Here is a 22,989-nt window from a genome sequence, read left to right on the forward strand (position 1 = left end):
CGCGAGACCCACGCGGAGTACGGCACGCTCTGGTTGCCGTGCTCGCGCTGACCGCGTGCGCTGTTCTGGCGGGGGCGACCTCTGTGCCGGCAGTCAGCGAGTGGATCGCTGACGCCCTGCCGCACGCCTCGATCCGCTGTTCCCGAAGCGGTTCCTGCCTGCGGAAACGACGGTCCGCCGGCTGCTGGCCCGGATCGACGGCGATGCGCTGGACCGGGCCGTCGGCCGCTGGCTCGCCGACCGACGCCCGAAAGCGACTGGGTTGCGCGGCCTCGCGGTCGACGGGAAGAGCCTGCGCGGCGTGGCCAGGGCCAAGGGCCGCAAGATCCACCTGCTTGCAGACCTCGACCACACCACCGGCCTGGTCCTGGCCCAGCTGGACGTCGGAGAGAAAAGCAGCGAGATCGCCTGCTTCCAGCCGCTGCTGGACACCGTCGCTGACCTGGCCGGCGTCGTCGTCACCAGCGACGCGATGCACACCCAGCGCGAGCACGCCGGCTACCTCCTCGGCCGGGCCGCACACTACATCGTGATCGTCAAGGGCAACCAGAAGAAGCTGCGCCGACAGCTCAAGTCCCTTCCCTGGAAGGGCATCCCGCTGCAGGAACGCACCCGGGGCACCAGCCACGGCCGCTCGGAGATCCGACGGATCAAGGTTGCCACCGTGAACAGCCTCCTCTTCCCCGGCGCCCGCCAGGCCATCCAGATCAAGCGACGCCGCACCGACCGCAAGACCGGCAAGACCACCGTCAAGACGGTCTACGCCGTCACCAGCCTGACCGCCGAGCAGGCCACTCCGGCCCAGCTCGCCCGCCTTATCCGCGACACCACCTTCGCCGAGGACGCCTCCCAGCTGCGAACCGGCAACGCGCCCCGCGCGATGGCCACCTGGCGTAACCCCGCCGTCGGAGCCCTCCGCACCCAGGGTCTTTGCGTGAAGTGATCTTGTCCGGGTTCATCCGGTGAGTCCGAGGGCGGTCAGGGGGCGGGGGCACGGGCGGTCCGGCGGAGGGCGGCCGCGATGTTGGTGTGGCCGTCGTGGCGGTGGACGCCGATGGCGAGGTTGCGCAGGTTGGCCATGGCGCGAGGGAGTTGATCGGTTCGGATCTCGGAGTCGTCTTCGCGGAAGGTGCGGTCGCGGACATGGTGGAGTTGGTTCTCGATGAGCCAGTGGTCGCGGATCCAGGCGGCCGGTTGGGCGCCGTTGGCGGCGTCGGGTGGCAGGCTCGTGATCGCGTAGATCCTCTCGATGGTCAGGTTGCCGGTGGATAGGTCACGTCGCCAGCGCACTACTTGCAGGGCCTGGCGGGCGCCGGGGTAGTCGAGGTGGGCGAAGACGGCGGTCTTCAGGCGGCCTTACGTTGTTGGACGGGTTGATCGAGCCATTCGTAGGGTTGGGTCGCCCAGGGGTGCTGGGTGTGGCTATCAGGCGGCTGCCGTCCGTGGCTGAACTCGCTTCGCCGCCCGGCACCCCACGACGACCAGGCCGCTGATTGGGAAGTGCGAACGAGTCGCTGTGTAAGGCAATGCCGGCGAGGTCGTCTGTGGTACGCACTGCAACGACGACCGTCTGGAGCATGATGAGCCGGGTATGGGCCGGGATCGACAGCGGCAAGACCCACCACCATTGCGTCGTCCTGGACGCCGACGGCGCCAAGCTGCTGTCGCGCCGGGTGGCCAACGACGAGCCGGAGCTCCTCCAGCTCCTTGCAGACGTCCTCGGACTCGCGGACGACGCAACGTGGGCGGTGGACATGGCCGACGGCGGTGCCGCACTGCTGATTGCACTGCTGGTCAACCACGATCAGGAACTGCTCTACATCCCCGGCCGCGCGGTCAACCGGGCCGCCGACGGCTACCGAGGCGAAGGCAAGACCGACGCCCGCGACGCGCTCGTCATCGCCGACCAGGCCCGCGTCCGCCGTGACCTGAAGCCCATACGACCCAGCGACGAGATCACCGCGGAGCTGAAGCTGTTCACCGCGCGCCGCACCGACCTCGCATGCGACCGTAACCGGTCGATCAACCGCTTGCGTGCCACGCTGACCAGCATGTTTCCCGCACTGGAACGCGCGCTGGATCTGACCACCAAGGGGCCGCTGGTGCTGCTGACGGGCTATCAGACCCCGCTGGCAATCCGTCGCGTGGGCCTGACCCGTCTCACCAAGTGGCTGAGCGTCCGCAACGTTCGCAATGCGGAGTCCCTGGCCACCGCTGCGGTCAGAGCCGCCGAGCGGCAGCACACCGCCGTCCCCGGCGAAGCGGCCATCGCCTCGCTGGTGGGTGCGCTGGTCGAGGAGGTGATGGCCCTCAACGAGAAGATCGCGGACGTCGACAAGCTCATCGAGGGCCGGTTTCGCCGCCACGAACTCGCCGAAGTGATCACCAGCATGCCGGGAATTGGCTCCCTGCTGGGCGCAGAATTCCTGGCCGCCGTGGGCAGCGACATGGCATCCTTCGCCACCCCGGACCGGCTGGCCGCCTTCGCCGGCCTGGCTCCCGCCCCGCACGACTCCGGGAAGTCCCACGGCAACCTGCACCGACCGCAGCAGTACCACCGCGGCCTCCAGCGGGTCTTCTACACCTCCGCGCTGATCAGCATCCGCAGCGACCCGAACTCGCGCCGCTTTTACGACCGCAAACGCGCTGAGGGGAAGCGCCACATCCAAGCCGTCCTCGCGCTTGCCCGCCGACGAGTCAACGTCTTCTGGGCTCTGATCCGTGACCGTCGGTGTTACCAAGTGATACCTCCAGTCACTCATGCGGCTTGACTTCCAGATTGGGAAGCGGATTTCGTCGCGGTGGAGTGCGAGGTTGCGGTCGAAGTGATCGAGGACGATGTCCCGCCAGGGCAGGCGGCGCACGCGCTCGTAGATGCCGGGGTGGTTCCGCTTGACGATGGCCAGGTAGTGGGCGCCGTGTTCGCGCAGGTAGGCAGCATGCTTGTGCTGGGTGTGCAGGGCATCGGCGGTGATCAGGGCGCCGGTGAGATCGAGGGTGGCCAACAGCGGGGCGAAGGAGGGGATCTCGTTGCTCTTGTCGGCGATCTGGCGCTGGGCGAGGACCTCTCCGGTGTGCGCCATCGCGGCCAGCAGCAGGGTCGCCCTCCCCGTGCGGGTGCGCGAGCCACGCATCACCTTGCCGTCCACCGCGATCGCCTGCGGCGGGCGGGAGCGGTCGTGGGCGTTGGCGTCGTCGGGCCGGGCCCGGGCGGTCAGGAAGGCGCCGATCGCCATGTCCAGGGCGTCACCGTCGAGGTGCCCGAGGAGCCGGCGGACCGTGCCAGGGTGCGGGACCGTGGTGGAGCCAGTCAGTGGATCAGGATGGAAGCCGACCGCGCGCAGGACCCAGCGGGGTGCGTCTGCGATCCACTCTCCGATCGCCAGGGTCTTTGCACAGCCGGAGTGAACAACACCGCAGCCGGCCTCCGCCGCAACGCCCGCGACCCACTCCGCCCCCTCACACTCCTCGCCCTCGGTTGATCACAAACCGGACTTCATGCAACTACACCGAAGCCCTGGTTTCGACCCCATAGCAGCTTTGTGCGCCTTGCTGCGCTTGGAAGGTTCCTTGCTGGCAAGGTGCGGCAGGTGACGCATGCGCTGAGCTTATATTTAGGGGATCAGCAAGGGGAATCAACGGGTTTCATCCAACTAGCGCTAAAGTTTTCTTCCAAGTTGACAGCGGACAGCCAAGGGAGATGATGAAGGAGGTCACCTTTTGGGCAACATCTGAGGATCTGGTGGAAGGTTGGGGAGATGTTACGGTCAAGATCTATCGTTCTTGCATCTATACTTACTTTTGCACTAGTCGGTATGATGCAGGGAGCTGCCCCAGCGCAGGCGGCTTCTCATATAAACATCGAGAATATTGACTTTAGCGGGACCTCCCGAAGGGGAGTCGACGTGACCGTCAGCTATACCTGCGATAGCCCCATAGATGCTTACATTGAGATCGATGTCTCTCAAGACTCACAAATGGGTGGGCCCTACGGATATTTAGAAGCCACCGCGGAGTGCAATGGGAATCTTCATGTATTAACTTACCCCGTCGCCCCACAGGTGTCATGCGAATTTCATCCAGGGTCGATTTCGGTGGCTTCATTCCTTGCTGGTCGCTCTGGTAGGGAAAGCGCCCGCAGTGATGGAATGTTTTATTTATTCTAATTTTCCATAGGTGATGTGCCTGCATGACTCACGTTGATCGTCAGGGTTGTTAATTATTCTCTTGCGATTACGGCTGGCATTAGTATACTCACCAGTATCCGAACCTGGACGGCTTTGCTGCTGCCTGGCAAGATTCTGATGTGATCGGGGGGGGGGGGGGGAGTCTGGCGTCGATGGTAGCGGGCCCCCGGTCCGCGGCTTCCATGTAGATCAGGAGAAGGTGCTGCTTCTGGCTGCTACTTGTCTTGATGTAGGCGGATGGAAGTATCCCTTTCACGTAGCCGAAAATGCAAAGATTCGAGGCGAGGCGTGCTGGCGGACTGACTCGTGATAACGAGTAATTCTCTTGCTGTGGAATTTTGGTGAGCGAAGTGGTTTTCGGGAGATCTTTTAAGATCTCCTGGAAATCGCGGATCGCTGAGCTGATGAGCTCAGCTCGCTCCCACTGAATAGGATACGGTCCAATGTCCAGCTTCCTGGTCCGATGAAGACAATCAGCAAGAAGGCCCAACAGAACATTACGGAAGCTTCTCCGCCATTTTGTAAGGGCCACAGTGAAGTGCCTTGATGGACGGAGAAGTAGGCATATGCCATTGAGCCGGAGTTGACGAACGCGGCGGCGCGGGATCCCAGCCCTAGCAGGATGAGGACGCCTCCGGCCAGTTGAATCACCGCAGCGTACCAGCCTGGCCAGGTAGCTATGGGAACGGTTTCACCCGTACCCATTGAGCCGCCGAGGACACCAAATAGTGAGGATGCGCCGTGGCAGGCAAAGAGAAATGCGACGACCATGCGGAAGAGCGCGATCATGTGTGGAGTTGCTTTCTGGGCAAGAGGGCCGAATGCGGTCCACATTTAGGAGACTCCTGTCTGATGTCGATCCTCTGTGTGATGTTGGAGGTGGCTAATAAGGGGGCCGCGCGACAGTCCGGCTAGGCGTGTACAGGACTAATCGATTTCGCTTTATGGTCAACTTTCTTTCACCGCTTCCTCTGTCGCATGAGTGCGCGGATTCCTGCAGTCAACGTGCTAATACCAAAGATCGCGATGGCAATCCGTGCGACCATTGCGTCTCGGTCCGGGGGAGCTCGATGACCGCCGCTTTTGCGTAGGCCGTGGCAGTACTCGCATGTCGGTCGCGTAATCGGCTCGTGTGGGTTGCCGCGTGGCGTGGGCGTAGCGGATTCTAGTGATGCCGGCGCGATGGGTGAACGTATGCGCCCTGAATAGGGTAACTCGGAAACTGACATGTTGGTGTTCCAAATGATCGCCACGAGTGCTGTTGCGAGAAGCGTAGACGTCAGTGTTGCGAGACGGCGCACCTTGGCTCTCGGTCTATAGGCGAGACGGAGCGGCCAACGTCCTAGCGGGTGGTAGAGGGTGCTGTTTTGGCTATGGATCCTGGCAAATGACTGTAGCTTGAGAGAAAGGGGGCGGGAGGGCTTTGCAGCTAAGGGCGTGTTCTTGGGAATGGGTGACATGTGCACTCCTCGGGTAAAGCATAGGAATGCTCCGGTGCCATTTAGAAAATTTACTTTGGTGAATCTCCCGCTCATTCCTGTTTGAGATTATTTGACATTCCCACCCTTGATTGGGTAGGTGATAAATGGGATGAGGGTGCGAATTATCGATCTCGCCTCCGTTGATGGTTGGGACGCGTTGTGAACAGTTCGTGGATGGGGCAACCTGTGGCCCAGCAAGTGACAGGGATGTTGTGGCGGTGGCATTACGTAGAGAACGTCGAACTATTCCAGATCGAACTGCCATCCCTTTGCGTAGTTTCAGGCGGCATCTGCGGGAATCGCCCAGAAGGGACATTTGCTCACGATTTCCAGCATGTCATTCTCTTGGCCATCGCCACCGTCGTTTCGCAGGGAACGCCAGAGGCCGGCTTGGTAGCAGCGTTCGCGGTCAGCTGCCCAGGGCATGGGAAGACGCAGGCAGCGGTCAACTGGCATCTGCCTACGACCAGTCAGGCTTTCGGTACCTGCGTCCCAAGAAGATCTGCCCAGCTAGATTGGAGAATTCACCAACCTTGACTTTGGGTGGCCACCAGGTTGGAACAAGCCCATCCCCATGTTGTGGCGTCCATATACGCCACAACACAGGCATCGAGAAGCCTCGAGCAAAGAAGTCAACAACGCCTGTCCCCACGCGGCAAACATTTAGGATCAACCTAGGCCGTAGCTGACGCTACGAGTGGGATCGTGCCCGCCACCCTCTGAGAATTGCGCACTAGGGGAGCAGGCGCACGGCAGTACAGTTCTTAGACTGTGTGACACTTCCTTCCGTATGTCAACTCCCGCTCGGAGCGTGGCACCAGGGGGCTGGATGCTGTGGTGGGGCTGCTCGTGGGAATGGCACCTCCCTTGAGATTCTTCAAGTCAGCCTCCGATCGGGTCACGACAGCGGTGGAGGTCCACTAGTAGTACTTCGTTAGGTTGGGCTTCGAGAGGGCTGTTTGCTTCTGGTTGGGGTTGGTAACTGGCGGTGGCAGGTGGGGCATGCACCGGTCCAGCACAGCAGCAGGTCCTGCATGGTGTGGAGGACTTGGTAGAAGGTCAGGCCGGCGCTGTTGCTTTTGGGTCCAGGCGGTGGAGGGTGAGGAAGGCGTGTGCGGCGGTTACCAGGGTGGTGTGGTGGTGCCAGCCGCGCCAGGTGCGGCCTTCGAAGTGGTCCAGGCCCAGGCCGTGTTTGAGTTCGCGGTAGTCGTGCTCGATGCGCCAGCGCATCTTGGCCAGGCGGGCCAGTTTCCGTAGCGGGGTGTCGGCGGGCAGGCTGGTCAGCCAGTAGTCGGTCGGCGCCTTCTCGCCGGTGGGCCACTCGGCCAGCAGGGTCGCGGTAGGCAGAACACCGTCCCAGGCAGCGGAGCCGCCCGCCTTGGCCATGGCGAATCTGCGGGTGGCCACGCCGGCTGGCCGCACCGTGTGGACGGCGAACCGGGAGCGCATCGGGCCGCGCGAGCCCTTTCGCCAGGTCGCCTGCCGGTAGGCCCTGCGTCCCGCCTCGGCGGCCAGTGCCTTCAGCGGCAGTGCCGGGGTGCGGTAGCGGACGGCGGGCTTGCGGCCCGTTCCGCTCCAGGCGGGCGCGGTGGGGACCGCATCGTGCGGGTGAGCGGACTCGTCCGCCCGCACCGCGACGATGAAGTCCAGGCCACGGTCGGCCAGCGCCTGCCGGAATGCTGTGTTCTGGCCGTATCCCGCGTCGGCCACGATCACCTGCGGGGCCAGTCCCCAGGCGATCGCCTCGTCGATCAGGTCCAGCGCCAGGCGCCACTTCTCCCGGTGCCTGATCTCCTCGGGGATTCCCGTCCTTCTGCGACGCTCAAGGTCCTCATCCCACTCCTCGGGCACGAACAACCGCCACGAGATCGGCACGGAAGCGGCGTCGGAGGCGGCGTGCAGGCTGACGGCGACCTGACAGTTGGACTGCTTGCCCAGCGCCCCGCACCATTGCCGGGCCACCCCCACCGACATCTTCCCGTCCTTGGGGAACGACACGTCGTCGATCACCCACACCATGGGATCAACGACCGGAACGGTCTTCAGGGCAACCGCACGCAACACCGCGGTGTGATCCCAGGGCGACTGATTCACGAACTGCTGAAGAGCCTGCATCTCACCATCCGGCAGTCGCTCCGCCATCGGCTGAATCGACTTCCTACGGCCGTCCAGCATCAACCCCCGCAGGTAGCAGTCCCCCCACCCACGCGTGTCCTTGCGTCGCACCGACGCGAACACCTCGGCCACGAACGCGGCCAACTCACCACGCAGTTCCTCGATTTCCCCAAAGTCCACCGAAACAACATGCCCTACCCAGCCCGACACGATCAAATCGAGTTAACGAAGTACTACTAGTAGATTGTCGCAGCTACTGACTTCGGCTCGTCAGGGTGAACTTCGGCGAAGTCCCTGATGAGTCTGGTGTGGTGGCCGTATCACGTGCTGTGTGAGATACGCGGATGGAGGCGGGCTGACGGCTGCGGGACGCAAGCGTCGGGAGACCGTGCGGATGCAGGCGGCCGAGTTGTTCGAGCAGAAGGTCAAGCCAGCGGAGGTCGCGCGGCAACTGCGGGTGAGCCCGAAGTCGGCCTGCCAGTGGCACCAGCTGTGGCGGAACGGTGGTGTGCAGGCTCTGGCTTCCCGGGGTCCGAGCGGTTCGCGGTGCCGTCTGTCCCCGCGGTGCCTGGAGAAACTGGCCGTGTATCTGGAGCAGGGTCCGGCCGCGCACGGCTGGGTGGAGGACCAGGTGTGGACCGCCGCGCGGGTGGCCACGCTGATCGGCAGGAAGTTCCACGTGTCCTACAGCGTCTCCGGGGCCACTCGGTTGATGCACCGGCTCGGCTTCAGCCCGCAGGTCCCCACACGGCGGGTCGCCGAGCGCGACGAGCAGGCCGTCACCGCGTGGAAGGAGGCGACCTGGGCCGAGGTAAAAGAGCGAGGGCGGCCTGCGGGGGCTACATCTGCTTCGAGGACGAGGCAGGCTTCACCCGCCGGCCGCCCAGGGGACGCACCTGGGGCCGGCGCGGCCGCACCCCGCAGGTGACGGTGAGCGGCCGCCGATCGGGACGCCTGTCCGTGGCCGGGCTGATCGCCGTGCGCCCCGGCTCCCGGACCCGGCTATGCCACCGCCTGCGCACCCACCAGGCGGGCAAAGGCAAGCGTCGCAGCATAGGCGAGGGGGACTTCATCGCGCTGCTCGACGGCGCCCACCAGCTCCTCAAGGCGCCCATCGTGCTGGTGTGGGACCGCCTCAACACCCACGTCTCCCGCGCCATGGGCGAGCTGATCGCCCAGCGTGAGTGGCTGACGGTGTTCCTACTGCCCGCCTACTCACCCGACCTCAACCCGGTCGAGTGGGTATGGGCACACGTCAAACGCAGCCTGGCCAACCTCGCCGTCGTCGCCCTCGACCGACTCGAAGCCCTCGTACGCAACCGGCTCAAACGCCTTCAGTACCGGCCCGACACCCTCGACGGCTTCATAGCCGGCACCGGCCTGACCCTCGACGACCCAGCACCACCTTGACGAGCCGAAGTCAGTAAGTATGGTTCTGGTTGGTGGAGTTGGCGGTCGGGCAGTCTCCCCTCGTCGCTTTACTTCGACCGGGCGGGGTTGTCATGTCGTCACAGAAGAAGTATCCAGTTGCCTTGAGCGCTGAGGATCGTCAGGCGTTGGTGCGGGTGACCACGACGGGAGTCCGTAGCGCGTCGATGATCAGGCGGGCGCGGGTGTTGCTGGCGCTGGATACGTCGGTCGGTGCGGTCGATCCGCGGGCGGTGATCGCGGACCGGGTGGGGGTCTCGTGCGAGTCGGTGCGGCTGGTCTCGAAGCGGTACGCGGAGACTGGCGGCGATGTGTGGGCCACGGTCGGCCGGAAGGAACGCGCCTGCCCTCCAGTGCCCTCCCCGGTGACCGGTGAGGTCGAGGCGAGGCTGATCGCGCTGGCTTGCTCGACGCCGCCCAAGGGCCACGCCCGGTGGTCGCTGCGCCTGCTGGAGAGGCACGTCGCGCTGATGGAGGACATCCCGAACCTGGACAACTCCACGATCGGCCGGGTTTTAAAAAAACGGAACTGCGTCCTCACCTGAAGAAGTGCTGGACCATCCCGCCCGCCGCGAATGCGGCCTTCGCCGCGGCGATGGAAGACGTCCTGGCGGTCTACCGCCGCCCCTTGGACCCGGAGCGTCCGGTGGTATGCATGGACGAAAAGCCCTACCAGCTGCTCGGCCATGTCCGTGATCCGCTTCCCCCGCGGCCCGGCCGTGACCGCCGCGAGGACAACGAGTACCTCCGCGCGGGGACCTGCTCGATCTTCTGCTGGGTTGAACCGCTGCGCGGATGACGACGCGTGGATGCCCAACCTCGACGAACCAAGGTCGACTGGGCGCGCCAGGTCGAACACCTACTGACCGTGGACTATCCCGACGCCACCACGGTCGTGCTGGTGATGGACAACCTCAACACCCACAGCATCGCCTCGCTGTACGAGGCGTTCGCCCCGGGGAAAGCCTTCACGCTGGCACAGCGCCTGGAGATCCACCACACCCCCAAGCACGGCTCCTGGCTCAACATCGCCGAGATCGAGCTCTCCGCACTCACCCGCCAGTGCCTGGACCGCCGCATCGACGACCTCGCCATGCTCAACGCCGAACTCGCCGCCTGGCAACAGCAGACCAACAGCGAGCAGCGTCAAGTCGACTGGCACTTCACCACCGACGACGCCCGCGTGAAACTGCACCGCCTCTACCCAACCACACAGCAAAACTAAGCTGCGACAATCTACTAGGTTCACACCCGGGCGGCGAGGGCCTCGAGGGCCTCGCCGACATATCGCCAGGCCGTCACGGTGGGAGATGCGCTCATCGAGCTCGTGCGAGACCTCGAGCATGGCAGAATGCGGAACCAACGAAGCCCCCGGCGGTCGGTTGCGATGAGTGGAATCACCACACCAACGACGGGGGCTTCGCCATGTCACGCAGTCCCAGCCCGAACTGCCCTTTCACCCCTCAAGGGCCAGAAGCCTTTTTCACGTGTAGATCGTGAGAGTGAGGATGGCTATGGCTACTGACGTGAGCTTGTTCGGGCTGATGCGAGCGTGGCGGAAGATCCGACACTGCTTGATCCGGGAGATCGTCCGCTCAACCGGCGCCCTCAGTGCCGCGTGGACCTTGTTCGACTTCTTGTGCTTGTTGGGGGCTCGGTGCCTGGGCGGTGCTTGATCGGGGTGATGACGGTGCCGCCGGCGCCCTGGTAGCCCTTGTCCGCGAGGACTTCGAGGTCCAACTGCTCGCAGGCCTTGATGATGTCGTGCTCGCGTGCGGCCTTCACGTCATGGGTACCACCGGGCAGAGCGGGTGAGAGCCACAGCAACTGCCCTTCGTCCGCAGTGATGACCTGCAGGTTCACGCCCTCGCGGCGAACCTTGCCGGAGAAGTGCTCCTCGGCGGCGACACGGTCGGTCTCGGCAATGGTGCCGTCCAGCAGCACATATCCCTCGGCGTGATGGCTGGTGAGCGCTTCCGTCAACGACGGGGCGAACCGGGCGAGTTGCCCGATCGTGTGGTTCACGTAGCGCCAGGCGGTCGCCGTTCCGATGGCGAAGCCCGCGGCGAGCTGTTCGAGGGTGTCGTGCTTACGCAGGTAGACCAGGGTGCACCGGGCTCGGTCGACCGGCCGGAGCCTGCAGGAGCGGTCGCCTTCCACCGCGACGAGGACCATCGTCACCAGCTCCAAGAGGTCCTCATCAAGGTCACATGCGGCAGGATAGAAGAACACGGGGCATCGCCGCAGGTCAGGTTATGTTTGGCGACTCCCCAAACCGACGAGATGCCCCGCTCGTCACGCCACCGTCAACGCCACACCACAGCTCACCCGCAAGCCGTACACATGAAAAACGCTACAGGATGAAAAAGGCTCAATCACAGCCCCTTCCATAGCCCCGTGCTCCAACTACTCTGGAACAGCTCCCCAAAGGTGATCTTCCGTCTGCGGACAGTTTTCGCGGTATCCCTCGCTTGGTGAGCCAGCAGGCTGTCGATGCGCTGAGCATCCAGACTTTCGATCTCATACCAGAACGTCGCAGTCCGACAGGCCAGCAGGACCGCTAAGTGATCACGGGAACGGAGGAACTCCCCTGCCGCCAGGCCCTCTACAGCGTCCGCGAGCAGATCTGGCCATGCTTCAACAGGTATACGCACTCCCCACGGTGCATGTTGAAGGGACCTGATCGAGGGAAACAGCGCACACAGGTCTTCTCGATGCCGGGTGACATAGCCAGTCAGGCGGTCGCACAGAGCAGGAGGCAATTGCGGCGGGCTACGGCGAGCTGCCGTCTGGCTGACCACCTCACGGTATGCGGCTGCGGTCCGCGGGGCCGGATGCGGCTTGTCGAGCCAAGTCATCACATAGAACAGCGCATCCACAACCTGTTGACATCTGGGAAGCGTCTTAACAGGTGCCAGGCGGTGCACCGTACCCCCCAGCGGCACTTCGGTAACCTTCAGGCTCTGCCGCAACGCATTCGCCGTAAGCCAGGCATCAATACCGTACAGGCGCGCACTGTCCGGGGCCTCCCAGGAACTCATCTCTTGCAGAAAAGCGTAGTTCATGGCGACCTCACCGCCGATTGGCTGTGCCAGGTGTGCTCCGAAGGTAGCGGCGATCAGCGGACGCACCAGGTGGTTGGCAATGCTCGCGTCATACCTATCGCGGGCATGGGTGGCCAAGGCAATGGCTGGTTTGCCACCGGCCACTGCCGACGCCAAGAGCCTGACCCATTCAGGGTCGGGTGTACGAAGATTTCCTCCCAGTATCACCACCTGGCGGGCGCCAAGTTGGAGGGCCCTGCCGGAGATAGCCAAGACATTGGTCCCCTTCCCGCTGTCAGCCCCGTTGGAGCACACCATCACTTTCTCGGCTTGTAAACGCGTCGTTGCGAAGCACTGAACGGTACCGTCCACGCTTCCGCTGTCCGCCAGCATGACCACGTTCCTGCACGAGGGGAAAGCCAGATGCAGACCCTTGTCCGCAGCCTCAGCGACCCCGGCGATCGTTGAAGCCTCGTTGCGCGCCAGGATTCCCACCATGTTCACTGCGGAAGACCTCGAGGGCCCTCTCCTGGCAAGCGAGTGCCAACCAGAGAATTCCATAAAAGCCCTTTCATATTGCATCTCGCAGCAGACTTCGGTATCCCTGGCATGGCCGCTAGCTCCGGACACCGTAGGCCTTCTTCATTGCCCAAAAAGCCCTGGCACCATCGAGACCACCACGCCTTCTGCCAGATCAAGCACTAGTCAGCCCTTACAGCTGACGGCAACTACGCACTCCCTTCTCGCTATTTCGTCCAACCCCCACCATTCGCCCGGAGGACGAGACGAGCAGTGTCCCACACGTGCTCTCGACGGCCCGGGGAATCCCCTGTACTCGCCCTACTGGGGCCGTCGCCCGGTGCACAGAGAGTGCGTACCGAGCACCGGACAGCAGGCAAAGTTTGATAACTATGCCTAGCCGACCGCAGCGAGCAAGTTGACAGCTGACGCCCCAGCCTCACGCGCGCTACAGGCCGCGAAACCCTGCACTGCGGCATCCTCCCTCCAGGGAGAACAAACAGGCAGACATGCCGGGCGCCGCGCTGCCCGTCGTTCCACAGCGCCCGGCAGACACTGATAGAACTCCACACGCTGCAAACCGTCCATCATCTGTCAGCCATTCACGTGACATCGCAGGTCAGGCTTGCCATCGGACGCACGCCACAGCGCGATGGCGTCGTTACGGAACTCCTCCGGGTACGGAGACTGACGTCCCACCTGAACATCCCTCCCTGGACCATCAAGATCCAATTGTCAGGGTGCCCACTCCAAAGGATCAGCCTCAATCGAGGCCCTGCACCACGTCCGCGACACCACCTTCGCCGAGGACGCCTCCCAGCGGCGGACCGGCAACGCGCCCCACTCGATGGACACCTGGCGCAACCTGGCCGCCGGCGCCATGAAGCTCGCCGGCGTCACCAACATCGTGGCGGGCCTGAGACGCAACGCCCGCGACCCCCGACGCCCCCTCGCACTCCTCGGCCTCGGATGATCACACACCGGACGCCATCCAACTACGCCGATGCCCTGGGCCCTGCCCAGGGCATCGGCGCGAAGGTGGCTTGAGTGTGTTCACCCCAACTTTCCTTGCTGAGTGGGTTGGTGGAGATATGCGGCAGGCGCGGTCGCCAGCGATCGTGTGAGTGTCTACGTCCCACGATCCTGCTGGAAGACCGTGCCTGCTGTTGCCGAATCATCCCCCATGCCCGCCTCGCTTGACCAACTCGCTGCCGCGTCGTCTCTCTCGATTGAGGAGTGTCCTGGCCTGTTGACCTGCCTCGCGATGGTGACGGGACCTCCGTGATCCACGGGGCCGGCTGCATCCCCTGGTCGGTGTACTCGCCATCTGCGCCGCTGCGGTCCTGACCGGCGCGACCTCGCTTCTGGCGATCAGCGAGTGGGCGGCTGACGCCTCGCAGCCGGTCCTGGCCCGGCTCGGCGCCCGCCGCGACCCCTTCACCGGCCAACACCACGCCCCTGGCGAGGCCACCATCCGCAGGGTGCTCGCCCAGGTCGACGGTGACGTACTCGACCAAGCCGTCGGCAGTTGGCTTGCCGTCCGATGCCCGCAGGCCAGCGGGCGGTTGCTGCGGGCGATCGCGGTGGACGGCAAGTCCCTGCGCGGCGAGTCCCGGGCCCACGGCCGGAAGATCCATCTGCTGTCCGCTTCCAGCCCCTGCTGGACGGCATCGATGTGACAGGAGCCGTCTTATTGAGGCGGAACTGTTGAGTTGCCTTATTGGAGGTGTAGCGGACGTGGTGGGCGTGGATGTAGCTGCGGACGATGGTCGGTTGGCGCTGGTGGTGGGAGCGGCGGGTTTCGTGGGCGAGGTCGTCGGCCGAGTGGGCGCGGGCGGCGTGGATGTGGCGTTTGATGTCCGCATTGAGGGGCTCGTCCGGGTTGGGTTCGGGGCTGTAGTCGGGCATCAGGTGCAGCTCGATCCGCTCGGTGTTTGCCTTGAGCCAGGCGGTCACGGCCTTGCTGCGGTGGACCGGGTGCCGGTCGGCAATCACGTGGACCTTCCGGCCGGCCTGACGGGCAAGCCGGTCCAGGAATCCGGTGAAGGTCTTCGCGGTGAACCTCTCGGTGAACACGGTGAAGTAGAGCGTGCCGCGTGAGGTGATTGCGGACATGGTGTTGACCTTGAAGCGGCGGCTGGACACCCGCGCGATGGGAGTTTGGCTCTTCGGGGCCCAGGACGTGCCGGGCGGGGCCGTATCGGAGCGCAGCCCGCACTGGTCGGCCCAGGCCACCACCGCGTTCTCCGTCTTCGCCCGGGCGGCGATCGCCGGGTACTCGTCCCTCAGCCAGGCATCCACTTTCGCCTGGTCCTGGCGGTAGGAGCGGCGGTCGGGCCGCTGCGGGGAGAAACCGTACCGCCGCAGCCACTTGCCCACACCGCGCTCCGTCATCACCACCCCGGTGACCATCCGCACCAGCTCGGCGACCAGGAGCCTCGTCCACAAGGGCCCGCCGATCAGCAGCTCCTCACGATCAGCAGCTCCTCGGGCGTGTAGTCGGCCATCGCCTGAAACAGGACCGCACGGTCCTCCGGGCCGATCTTCTCGTGCGGGCCCGGCCGGCTCGTCCGTCTCACCACCAAAGCCTCCCAGCCACCCGCCTGGTAGGCACGCCACCAGGAGCCGACCGACCGCTCCGCCACCTGGAACACCTCAGCCGCCTGCCGATACCCCTTCACCTGCCCCGACTCCAGCGCAGCCACCACACGCAACCGCACCACTTCCCACCCCGCCCGCACCACCCGCCGCAGACCCCCAGAACCAGCCACACCCCATCAACGAGACAGGCAACTCAACAGTTCCGCCTCAATATCTTCCATGGAAGAAGTTAGATGACGGTGTTGATGCTTTTACTATCACCGTCTATGACGGGCACACTGCCGATGACACACGAAACGAGTAACGCGATTCACCTGTTGGCTCAGTGCGGTCCCATTGTTCGTCGAAGCGATTCATCCGAGCACCGAAGCTCGCGTGCCGGGCAAGAAAGTCGTCTAAGGGGCCCGGTGCAGGGTATCCGCCAAGGACATATTTCTTCGTCGTGTGGAGAACTTGTCATGAGAGACAGGGCGACCGAGCCTCTAGTCGAGTGACGGCGACGTATTCCCGGGTGCGTGCCCCGAACGCTTGATGCAGCATGGCACATGCCTCATGGGACAAGTTCCCTATGTGAGTACCCGAAAGGACAATGGGATGACTGACCCCATCACGTTAAAGCTCGGTTGGCTCTTCGAAGCCGTCGACGCGAACCGCGACGGCAACATCGACTGGGCGGACTACCAGCGCCTCCTCGACCGCCTGGCCGTCGGCTACAAGCCCGACAAGCGTGACCGTCGATTCCAGGCACTGCGTGCCACTTACCAGATGTACTGGTACGAACTGCTGCGTCACGCTGGCAGCACCTCCTCGCTCCTTGCTAAGGAGGAGTTCGTTGCCGCCAATCGCATGGCCAGCATGGACACCAGTCGGTTCAACCTGGTCGAAGGAATTCCGCAGGCAGTATTCGACGTCATGGACGCCAACGACTGCAAAATCCTTGGCAGGGAGGAACTCGTGCGTCTCCTGAAGCTCCTGGAAGTTACCACCTCTCCTGAAACGGTCGACCAGTTCACGGGGATCGGCAACGACGGAAACGGCTACATTACGCGCGAGGACTGTGTCCGCTCAGCCCGCCAGTTCTTCTACACGCCCAGCATCAGCGCCCCTGGAGGGATCTTCTTCGGAATGGCGTAGCCCCAGATCCCAGGGCTGATTCATAGTCCTGGAGGTCAGGTGGCCGCGCTGGTCAGGGGCGTGTGAGGCCGTTTCTGTGGGCCGTGACGGATGCAGCGAAGCTCCGGTTGACGGGGTGACCTCTCAAGTCGCCCTGAACAGCCGGAGCTTCGATGTGCCGTCAGTCTGTCACCGTCTGCCTGGTGAAGCCATCCACCCGTCAACACCGTGGGATCGTGGGGTCTGGACGGGCGGCTGAGGACGCTGCCGGACCCGCGTCGACGCCGTGGGCGTCGTCACTCTCTGGTGTCGGTACTGCTGGTCGCGGCCTGCGCGGTCCTGGCTGGCGCCCGTTCCTACGCCGCGGTCGGCCAGTGGGCCCGCCACGCACCCCGGGATGCCCTGGCCCGTCCGCCTCGGTGCGGTTCAGATCGCTTACGGCGTGGTGCGCGACTGGGGTTGGGGTGTGCCGGTCTGGTTGGGGTGGTGGGTGGTGTTTACCGGATGGCGGTGCGGTCGGAGACCAGACTGGCGATGGCGAGGTGGGTTTGGTCGTAGTACTCGCGGCGTCCGATCCAGCGTTGGAGAGGGCGCCATGCCTTGTGTTCGGCATTGACGTGCTCGACGGGGATCCTGGCTGAGGACTGGGTCTTGCGTGCCTGTTCCCAGGCAGCGATATCCACGGCATCGGCACTCTTTCCGGGCCTCTTCGGTGGTGCGGTCACCTGGTCGGGAAAGTCCTTGGCCAGACCCCGGTACCCGGCGTCGACCTGGGCTTTGACTTGCGGATACCGGGGGAACAGGTCGCCGATGCCTTCGGTTTTGAGCGCAGTTTGGTTATGCATGCGGCCTGGGCGAACTGCTCCAGTCCACAGGGTGCGGCCCGCCTCGTCGCTGATCACAGTGGTCTTCTTCGTGTTCTGCTTACGCTTGCCGGAGACGAAGGCCCGGCGTCCGGGCGGCCGGCCCGGGGACGGCGAACCTGCACTTCGGTCCCGTCGATCCGCAACTCGACACCTGCCGCCGCCGCGTAGGCGAAGACATCAGCCAGGGTCCCCAGCCGCAACCCAGGCATGCCGGGCACAGCGAATCCGCGGGCGGCGAGCAGCGGCCGGATCTCATGGACGGCACGGGTGACGGCGGAGCGATCGACACCGTAGAAGACGGCAAGGGCTGCGTGCGGGAGCTGGAAGCGCAAGATGACCAGGGTGGTGATCACCCGATCGGTGAAAACCAGCTGATGGTCCGGGCCTCCGCCCTCGGCCCGCACACGCTCGTGACCTCGACGTTCACACAGCCGAGACTCCTCCCGCGCCAGCCACGGTCCCACCAACTCGGTGATGATCTTGCCGAGTTGCCTCCGCGAGATGCCGGTACAGATAGGATGCGAAAAGGCCGTACGGGCCAAGGATTGCGTCACAACCTCCCTAACCCGTACGGCCCTCTTCACGCCACGGCCCCAAACTACGATCACTGTCGCGCACCACGCCGTAAGGGCTCGCAGAGAATCAACGTGTTGCTTCCGGCCCTGTGGCTCGTTGATGTGGTATGCGCGTCCCCAAGTCGATCCGTGACCAACTCGCTGTGAAGTTTGAGGTGTTGTTTCCACATCTGGATGAGCGACAGCGGCGTCTCCTGATGGGGGCCGAGGCCCGGATCCTGGGGCACGGCGGGATCCGGGCGGTTGCCCAGGCGGCCCAGGTCAGCGAGACCACGGTCCGTAAGGGCGTCGATGAGCTGGAGGCAGGCGAGGAACCGCTGGGCCGGGTGCGGCGGCCCGGTGGTGGAAGGAAGAAGTCTGCCGTCCTTGACCCGGGGTTGAGGCGCGCGTTGTTGGCGCTGGTGGAGCCGGACGAGCGGGGCGATCCGATGTCGCCGCTGCGCTGGACGGTGAAGTCGACCAGGAACCTCGCGGCCGAGCTGACTCGTCAGGGGCACAAGGTGAGTGCGGACACGGTCGGGGATCTGCTGCGGGAGGAGGGCTTCAGTCTGCAGGCCAACGCCAAGACCGTGGAGGGCAGGCAGCACCCGGATCGGGATGCCCAGTTCCGCTATATCAACGACCGGGCCAAGGGGCACATGGCCGCCGGGCAGCCGGTGATCAGCGTGGACACGAAGAAGAAGGAGCTGGTGGGCGATTACAAGAACGCCGGATGTCAGTGGCGTCCGGCCGGCGAGCCGGTGCTGGTCAAGACACATGACTTCCTGGACCGGCAGGGCCCGGGCAAGGCGATCCCCTATGGCATCTACGACTTGGCCGCGAATACCGGCTGGGTGAATGTCGGATGCGATCACGACACAGCCGCTTTCGCCGTGGAATCCATCCGCCGCTGGTGGCAGGCCCGGGGCCGGCACGACTACCCACGTGCGACCCGGTTGCTGATCACTGCGGACGCGGGCGGTTCCAATGGCTACCGCACCCGTGCCTGGAAGACCGAACTCGCCGCGTTCGCCGGTGAGACGGGCCTGGACATCACGGTCTGCCACATGCCCCCTGGGACTTCGAAGTGGAACAAAGTGGAACACCGGCTGTTCTCCCACATCTCCATGAACTGGCGCGGCAGACCGCTGACCAGCCACGACGTCGTCGTCAACAGCATCGCTGCGACCACCACCTGCACCGGGTTGAAAGTCCACGCCGAACTCGACACAGGCACTTACGACACCGGTGTGAAGATCACCGACGGCGAGATCGACGCGCTGCCGCTGAGCCGGCACCGCTTCCACGGCGACTGGAACTACACGCTCCACCACCGCCCCCAGGCACCTCCCGACTGCGAGACAGACCCCAGGGCCTCCTCCGCGATCGACGTAGAACGGCCCGTTCACTTGACTGGGTTCAGCACCTCTCCACTGCGGGACCGGAGCTGACCGGCATGACCACCGAGCAACTGGACGCTCTGACCCACTCCTTGAGCCCGGCTCTGGCGGACCAGCGCGAACGGCTTCGCCACGAACGCCGGGGCGGTGAGCGACTTCGCGCACCAGGCGCAGGCTCCAAGGACAAGCTTTCCGACAGCGACCGGATCCTGGCCACGGTGCTGTGCCTGCGCAGGATCGGCACTCACGAACTGCTTGCCAGGCTCTTCGGCGTCGCCACGAGCACCCTCACCCGGGCCGTCCAGGAAGTCCGGCCCCTCCTGACCGACACAGCCATCCCGGCCTCAACCGCCCGATTCCGCACTCCCACGGACGTCGCCGCCCACCTCAACAAGTACGGCAACCAGCCCCCAGGGAAGATCAAATCCGCATGTTGATTCTCTGCGAGCCCTAAGGTTCCGATCGTGGTGGTGTGGGACTGGCTCAACCCAGGCGATCACTGGTGGCGGCGTTCACCCGTGACAGGGAGGGAAAGTATAGCCGGGAGACGGTGCGGTCACAGCCAGCCGGTGCGTTGGGCCAGCCATGTGCGGCACAGTCTGCCTTGCCGTGCCTCGTGAGCACGAAGATGCGGTGACCAGCGCGGCGAAGGCTGGCGTCCATTGAGGTTTTCTCAACGGGGGTTATTTCCATTGGTTGTTGAGGGTGAGGGCGGCTTGGGCGATGGCGCCGATGCGGCTGGGGCTGAGGGTAACGTGCTGTAGGGCCCGCCAGCGTTGCTTGAGTTCAGCGGCGGTGCGTTCGCCCAGTGCTCGGATGCCGCGGAGGAGTTGGTTGTAGGTGCGGTTGTTGACATGCAGAGCTTTCTCGGAGCGGCCGCAGGGCCGCTTGATGGGGGTGTGCACTCCGATGCCGGCGCCTTGGTAGCCCTTGTCGGCCAGGGTCGGCAGGCCTTCGGCGGCCGCCTTGTAGAGCGCGGGTAGCACGTGGTGTCGAGTGGCGGTGATGTCTGGAACGGAGCCGGGCTCGACGTCGGAAACCCACAGCGGGGTACCGTCGGGGGCAGAGAGGAACTGGATATTCCCACCGAAGGCCTTGTGCTTGGCTGAGTACCACCAGTCCGTCCCCGTCTCCCGCGCCCCGGCGAGCCGGTCACACTCGATCAGTGTGCCGTCCAGGACCACATGGCTCGTCCCCTCGCGCCGGCACTGCTGGAGGACTTCGTGCAGGTCAGGGGCCTGCCCCGCGAGAACGTCGATGCCTTCATGAAGGTAGCGGTAGCCGGTGGCTTGCGAGATCCCAGCATCCACCGCGGCGCAGTGCACACACCTCTTCTCCCGGAACCAGCGCAGTATCAACACCGCCTGGCGGAACGGGCCCAGTGCCCGCGATCCCTTCGGCGTGCCGATCGCACGGCGGTGCGCGGCCAACAGCCGGGACAAGTACTCCACCACCGGGCGTGGCACGTCGAGCATGGCAGAATAGCGAACCATCGTGAAGCCTCTGGGATTCAGGAACGTGATCTTGGCAGACCCGTTCCTACCAGGGGCTTCACGTCTTCACCAGCCCGGACCGCACCCCTTTCGCTGAGAACACCTCAATGAGGTTTTCTCAGCGTTCATGATCGTCAGGCGTTGTTGAGGACGAGGGCTGCTTGGGTCAGGGCTGAAGCGTTCTCGCTTGTCGAGATGGGTGGTTACTGAGGTTGAACTCGTGGTGTCGTAGAGGGTGACGGCTGGTCTTCCGGTGCGATCTCACCAGCGGCATGCGGTGTCTGCAAGGGGGCGGGCTGACCCAAGGCGCGACGTTCTCAGTTGGCGGGCACTCTCAGGTCGAGTGCGTGGTCGGGGTGTGACCGGTGGTGGTCTGTGGATTCCGCTTGTCCTTTCGGGTACTCGCATACGGATCTTGCCCCGTGAGGCATGTGCCATGTTGCATCGAATGTCCGGGGCGCGCATCCGGAGACATGTAGCCGTCTCTCGACTGGCGAAGCTCGGCTGTCTTGTCTCTCATGGCAAGTTCTCCGCCCTAAAAAGAAAGACACGCTTGACGGAGGCCCTGCGCTGGGAATCCTTAGCCAACCTTCTCACCCAGCACACGAGGTCCGGCGCTCGGGTGAATCGCTAGGCATCGCTTCGACGGACACGGGATCGCACTGAACCTCTTTCATCCTGCCTCTGCGAGGGTGAAATGCCTGGTCAGAGGGGAGTTGGTGACAAGACAGGGCCCCTGGTCGTTGCTGTGGTGACATCACTCATCACGCAGCGTCCGAGGAGCCCTGTTGGTTCCGTATTCTTCCATGCTCGACGTCCCGCACGAACTCGTTGAGCACGTTTCCTGGCTGATCCATGCCCGCCGGCAGGAGCTGAACTCGCCCTGGCGACGGCTCGGTTGCTTCAAGCAGGCCCTACTGGTGTTGGCGCACCTTCGGAAGAACGAGACGTTCGCGCAGGTCGGAGCCGGTTTCGGGGTATCGGAGGCGACGGCTTGGCGGTACGTGGACGAGACCTTGATGATCCTCGCCTCGTGGGCACCCGGCCTGCGCGAGGCCCTGGTGGGCCTGGGTGAGGGCGACTTCGTCGTCGTTGACGGGACACTGATCCCCACCGACCGCATCGCCGCAGACGAGCCGTACTACAGCCAAAAACACAAGCGGCACGGAATGAACGTGCAGGTCATCGCGTCCCCAGACGGCACTCCACTGTGGTTCTCCCGCGCGTTGCCCGGACGCACCCACGACCTGACCGCGGCACGGGCTCACGGCATCGTCCAGGCCTGCCTCACCAGGCAGATCCTCGTCCTGGCCGACCGCGCCTACCAAGGCGCCGGCGCAACCGTCCGCACCCCCTACAAAAACCACCGCGAACAACCCGACCACTACCAACTGTTCAACCGCGACCACGCCCGCCTCCGAGCACCAGGCGAACGCGCCTTCGCCCAACTCAAGCAATGGCGGACCCTCCGCCAGGCACGATGCTCAACCAACCGCATCAGCCGCATCGTCCAGGCCGTTCACACGCTCCTGACCTGCGACTACTCAGGATGAAAGAGGTTCACTGAGCCAACTGGTGAATCGTGTTACTCGTTTCGTGTGCCATGGGCTGCGTCGTGCGACGCAGCGGGAACAGTGAAAGCACCAACACCGTCATCTGCCCGTTTCGATGCAAAATGGCGGTACGGGTAGAGCTCTCAAAACGACGAGCTATGAGAGCCGCATGAGTGGTCTCTTGGACTCCCGAGCACCTCCTGGAGCAGGAGCTACTGTTTCCCACGACCAGCCAGTCTGGCAACTTCCCCTGTCCCCAAACATTGGATCCATTCATGTTTCATGTGGCGACTCTCTCCGCGCTCCGCACATTCTCCTGTTTGTTGCTAGCAGTTGGCATCACCTGCTTTCAGGCGACAAGCACCGCTACAGCACGAACCGCCAGCGTCAGGTGGGATGCCGTGGCAGCTTGCGAGAGCGATGGTCGTTGGAACATCGCGACAGGAAACGGCTACTACGGCGGATTGCAGTTCTCTGCAGAAACCTGGAGAAAATTTGGAGGCCAACAGTACGCTCCCTTTGCACATCAAGCTTCCCGGGCAGCGCAGATGGCGATCGCCGAAAGGGTCCTCAAAGCACAGGGCTGGCGCGCTTGGCCCGTATGTTCTCGACGAAGCTGAGTTGAGCCTTTCAGC

General features: G+C 64.2%; 16 protein-coding genes and 8 pseudogenes. 14 read left to right on the forward strand and 10 right to left on the reverse strand.

The genetic code is table 11. The features are described 5' to 3' along the window. Positions 1 to 208: 208 nt before the first annotated feature. Positions 209 to 844: pseudogene (locus SNOUR_RS41135) on the forward strand (ISAs1 family transposase); the annotation flags it as partial. A gap of 134 nt (positions 845 to 978) precedes the next feature. On the opposite strand, the gene SNOUR_RS49485 reads toward SNOUR_RS41135, so the two are convergent. After that, entirely contained in the window at positions 979 to 1,290 is a 312-nt protein-coding gene (locus tag SNOUR_RS49485) for a DDE transposase family protein (protein WP_067357423.1), read from the reverse strand. Positions 1,291 to 1,580: 290 nt separating this feature from the next. On the opposite strand from SNOUR_RS49485, the gene SNOUR_RS41145 reads away from it, so the two are divergent. Continuing rightward, a complete protein-coding gene (locus tag SNOUR_RS41145) occupies positions 1,581 to 2,771 on the forward strand; it encodes an IS110 family RNA-guided transposase (protein ID WP_067343972.1) in 1,191 nt (396 codons plus the stop codon). A 144-nt stretch (positions 2,772 to 2,915) separates the two neighbouring features. Here the strand turns inward: SNOUR_RS41145 and SNOUR_RS44190 are convergent. The 3 genes and pseudogenes from SNOUR_RS44190 to SNOUR_RS41155 form a co-directional block, all read right to left on the reverse strand. Continuing rightward, a pseudogene (locus SNOUR_RS44190) lies at positions 2,916 to 3,386 on the reverse strand (transposase); the annotation flags it as partial. 1,170 nt (positions 3,387 to 4,556) lie between these two features. Continuing rightward, a complete protein-coding gene (locus SNOUR_RS44195) occupies positions 4,557 to 5,021 on the reverse strand; it encodes a DoxX family protein (protein ID WP_079143280.1) in 465 nt (154 codons plus the stop codon). A gap of 1,706 nt (positions 5,022 to 6,727) precedes the next feature. After that, the gene (locus SNOUR_RS41155) at positions 6,728 to 7,963 is read right to left on the reverse strand and encodes an IS701 family transposase (protein WP_067343054.1); all 1,236 of its coding nucleotides are present in this window, start codon (positions 7,961 to 7,963) and stop codon (positions 6,728 to 6,730) included. Between the two features lie 151 nt (positions 7,964 to 8,114). Here SNOUR_RS41155 and SNOUR_RS49640 point away from each other — a divergent pair. The 4 genes from SNOUR_RS49640 to SNOUR_RS41175 all read left to right on the forward strand — a co-directional run bounded on the left by SNOUR_RS49640 (position 8,115) and on the right by SNOUR_RS41175 (position 10,436). Continuing rightward, a protein-coding gene (locus tag SNOUR_RS49640; RefSeq protein ID WP_446677936.1) for an IS630 family transposase occupies positions 8,115 to 9,193 on the forward strand; the annotation gives its coding sequence in 2 pieces (ribosomal slippage) (positions 8,115 to 8,616 and positions 8,616 to 9,193; 1,080 coding nt in all). Positions 9,194 to 9,315: 122 nt separating this feature from the next. Further along, entirely contained in the window at positions 9,316 to 9,756 is a 441-nt protein-coding gene (locus tag SNOUR_RS41170; protein ID WP_312635744.1) for a helix-turn-helix domain-containing protein, read from the forward strand. 50 nt (positions 9,757 to 9,806) lie between these two features. Further along, on the forward strand, positions 9,807 to 10,010 hold the full coding sequence (locus SNOUR_RS46840; protein WP_159426076.1) for a hypothetical protein: 204 nt from the start codon (positions 9,807 to 9,809) through the stop codon (positions 10,008 to 10,010). 6 nt (positions 10,011 to 10,016) lie between these two features. After that, the gene (locus SNOUR_RS41175; protein WP_159426077.1) at positions 10,017 to 10,436 is read left to right on the forward strand and encodes a transposase; all 420 of its coding nucleotides are present in this window, start codon (positions 10,017 to 10,019) and stop codon (positions 10,434 to 10,436) included. A 258-nt stretch (positions 10,437 to 10,694) separates the two neighbouring features. Here SNOUR_RS41175 and SNOUR_RS41180 read toward each other — a convergent pair. Then, positions 10,695 to 11,443 (reverse strand): annotated as a pseudogene (locus SNOUR_RS41180) (transposase). Between the two features lie 143 nt (positions 11,444 to 11,586). Further along, on the reverse strand, positions 11,587 to 12,759 hold the full coding sequence (locus SNOUR_RS46845) for a glycosyltransferase family protein (protein ID WP_159425737.1): 1,173 nt from the start codon (positions 12,757 to 12,759) through the stop codon (positions 11,587 to 11,589). 862 nt (positions 12,760 to 13,621) lie between these two features. Here SNOUR_RS46845 and SNOUR_RS49000 point away from each other — a divergent pair. After that, a complete protein-coding gene (locus SNOUR_RS49000; RefSeq protein ID WP_312631493.1) occupies positions 13,622 to 13,747 on the forward strand; it encodes a hypothetical protein in 126 nt (41 codons plus the stop codon). A gap of 313 nt (positions 13,748 to 14,060) precedes the next feature. After that, positions 14,061 to 14,297 (forward strand): annotated as a pseudogene (locus tag SNOUR_RS49490) (transposase family protein); the annotation flags it as partial. Here the strand turns inward: SNOUR_RS49490 and SNOUR_RS49495 are convergent. Together SNOUR_RS49495 and SNOUR_RS41205 are read right to left on the reverse strand one after the other, a co-directional pair. Next, complete coding sequence (locus SNOUR_RS49495) at positions 14,212 to 15,186, reverse strand: IS630 family transposase (RefSeq protein WP_376738575.1); 975 nt, start codon at positions 15,184 to 15,186, stop codon at positions 14,212 to 14,214. The pseudogene SNOUR_RS49490 and the gene SNOUR_RS49495 overlap by 86 nt on opposite strands. 47 nt (positions 15,187 to 15,233) lie before the next feature. Further along, entirely contained in the window at positions 15,234 to 15,545 is a 312-nt protein-coding gene (locus SNOUR_RS41205; protein WP_079143281.1) for a helix-turn-helix domain-containing protein, read from the reverse strand. Positions 15,546 to 15,969: 424 nt separating this feature from the next. On the opposite strand from SNOUR_RS41205, the gene SNOUR_RS41210 reads away from it, so the two are divergent. Together SNOUR_RS41210 and SNOUR_RS44215 are read left to right on the forward strand one after the other, a co-directional pair. Beyond that, a complete protein-coding gene (locus SNOUR_RS41210) occupies positions 15,970 to 16,509 on the forward strand; it encodes an EF-hand domain-containing protein (RefSeq protein ID WP_067343012.1) in 540 nt (179 codons plus the stop codon). A 207-nt stretch (positions 16,510 to 16,716) separates the two neighbouring features. Beyond that, positions 16,717 to 17,046 (forward strand): transposase family protein, encoded by a 330-nt coding sequence (locus tag SNOUR_RS44215; RefSeq protein ID WP_079141947.1) that lies wholly within the window; start codon positions 16,717 to 16,719, stop codon positions 17,044 to 17,046. Here SNOUR_RS44215 and SNOUR_RS41215 read toward each other — a convergent pair. Further along, positions 16,986 to 17,908, reverse strand: a pseudogene (locus SNOUR_RS41215) (transposase). The gene SNOUR_RS44215 and the pseudogene SNOUR_RS41215 overlap by 61 nt on opposite strands. A gap of 128 nt (positions 17,909 to 18,036) precedes the next feature. Between SNOUR_RS41215 and SNOUR_RS44220 the strand changes: the two are divergent. After that, positions 18,037 to 19,257 (forward strand): annotated as a pseudogene (locus SNOUR_RS44220) (ISAzo13 family transposase); the annotation flags it as partial. Positions 19,258 to 19,341: 84 nt separating this feature from the next. After that, positions 19,342 to 19,745: pseudogene (locus SNOUR_RS49010) on the forward strand (helix-turn-helix domain-containing protein); the annotation flags it as partial. Between the two features lie 246 nt (positions 19,746 to 19,991). On the opposite strand, the gene SNOUR_RS41225 reads toward SNOUR_RS49010, so the two are convergent. Further along, on the reverse strand, positions 19,992 to 20,801 hold the full coding sequence (locus SNOUR_RS41225) for a transposase family protein (RefSeq protein WP_067343008.1): 810 nt from the start codon (positions 20,799 to 20,801) through the stop codon (positions 19,992 to 19,994). A 748-nt stretch (positions 20,802 to 21,549) separates the two neighbouring features. Here SNOUR_RS41225 and SNOUR_RS41230 point away from each other — a divergent pair. Continuing rightward, positions 21,550 to 22,354 (forward strand): annotated as a pseudogene (locus tag SNOUR_RS41230) (transposase family protein). 275 nt (positions 22,355 to 22,629) lie between these two features. Further along, positions 22,630 to 22,974 carry a transglycosylase family protein gene (locus tag SNOUR_RS44225; RefSeq protein WP_099055777.1) on the forward strand — a complete coding sequence of 115 codons (345 nt, stop codon included), beginning with the start codon at positions 22,630 to 22,632 and terminating at the stop codon, positions 22,972 to 22,974. Positions 22,975 to 22,989 lie beyond the last annotated feature (15 nt).

The organism is Streptomyces noursei ATCC 11455 (assembly GCF_001704275.1).
Lineage (GTDB): Bacteria > Actinomycetota > Actinomycetes > Streptomycetales > Streptomycetaceae > Streptomyces > Streptomyces noursei.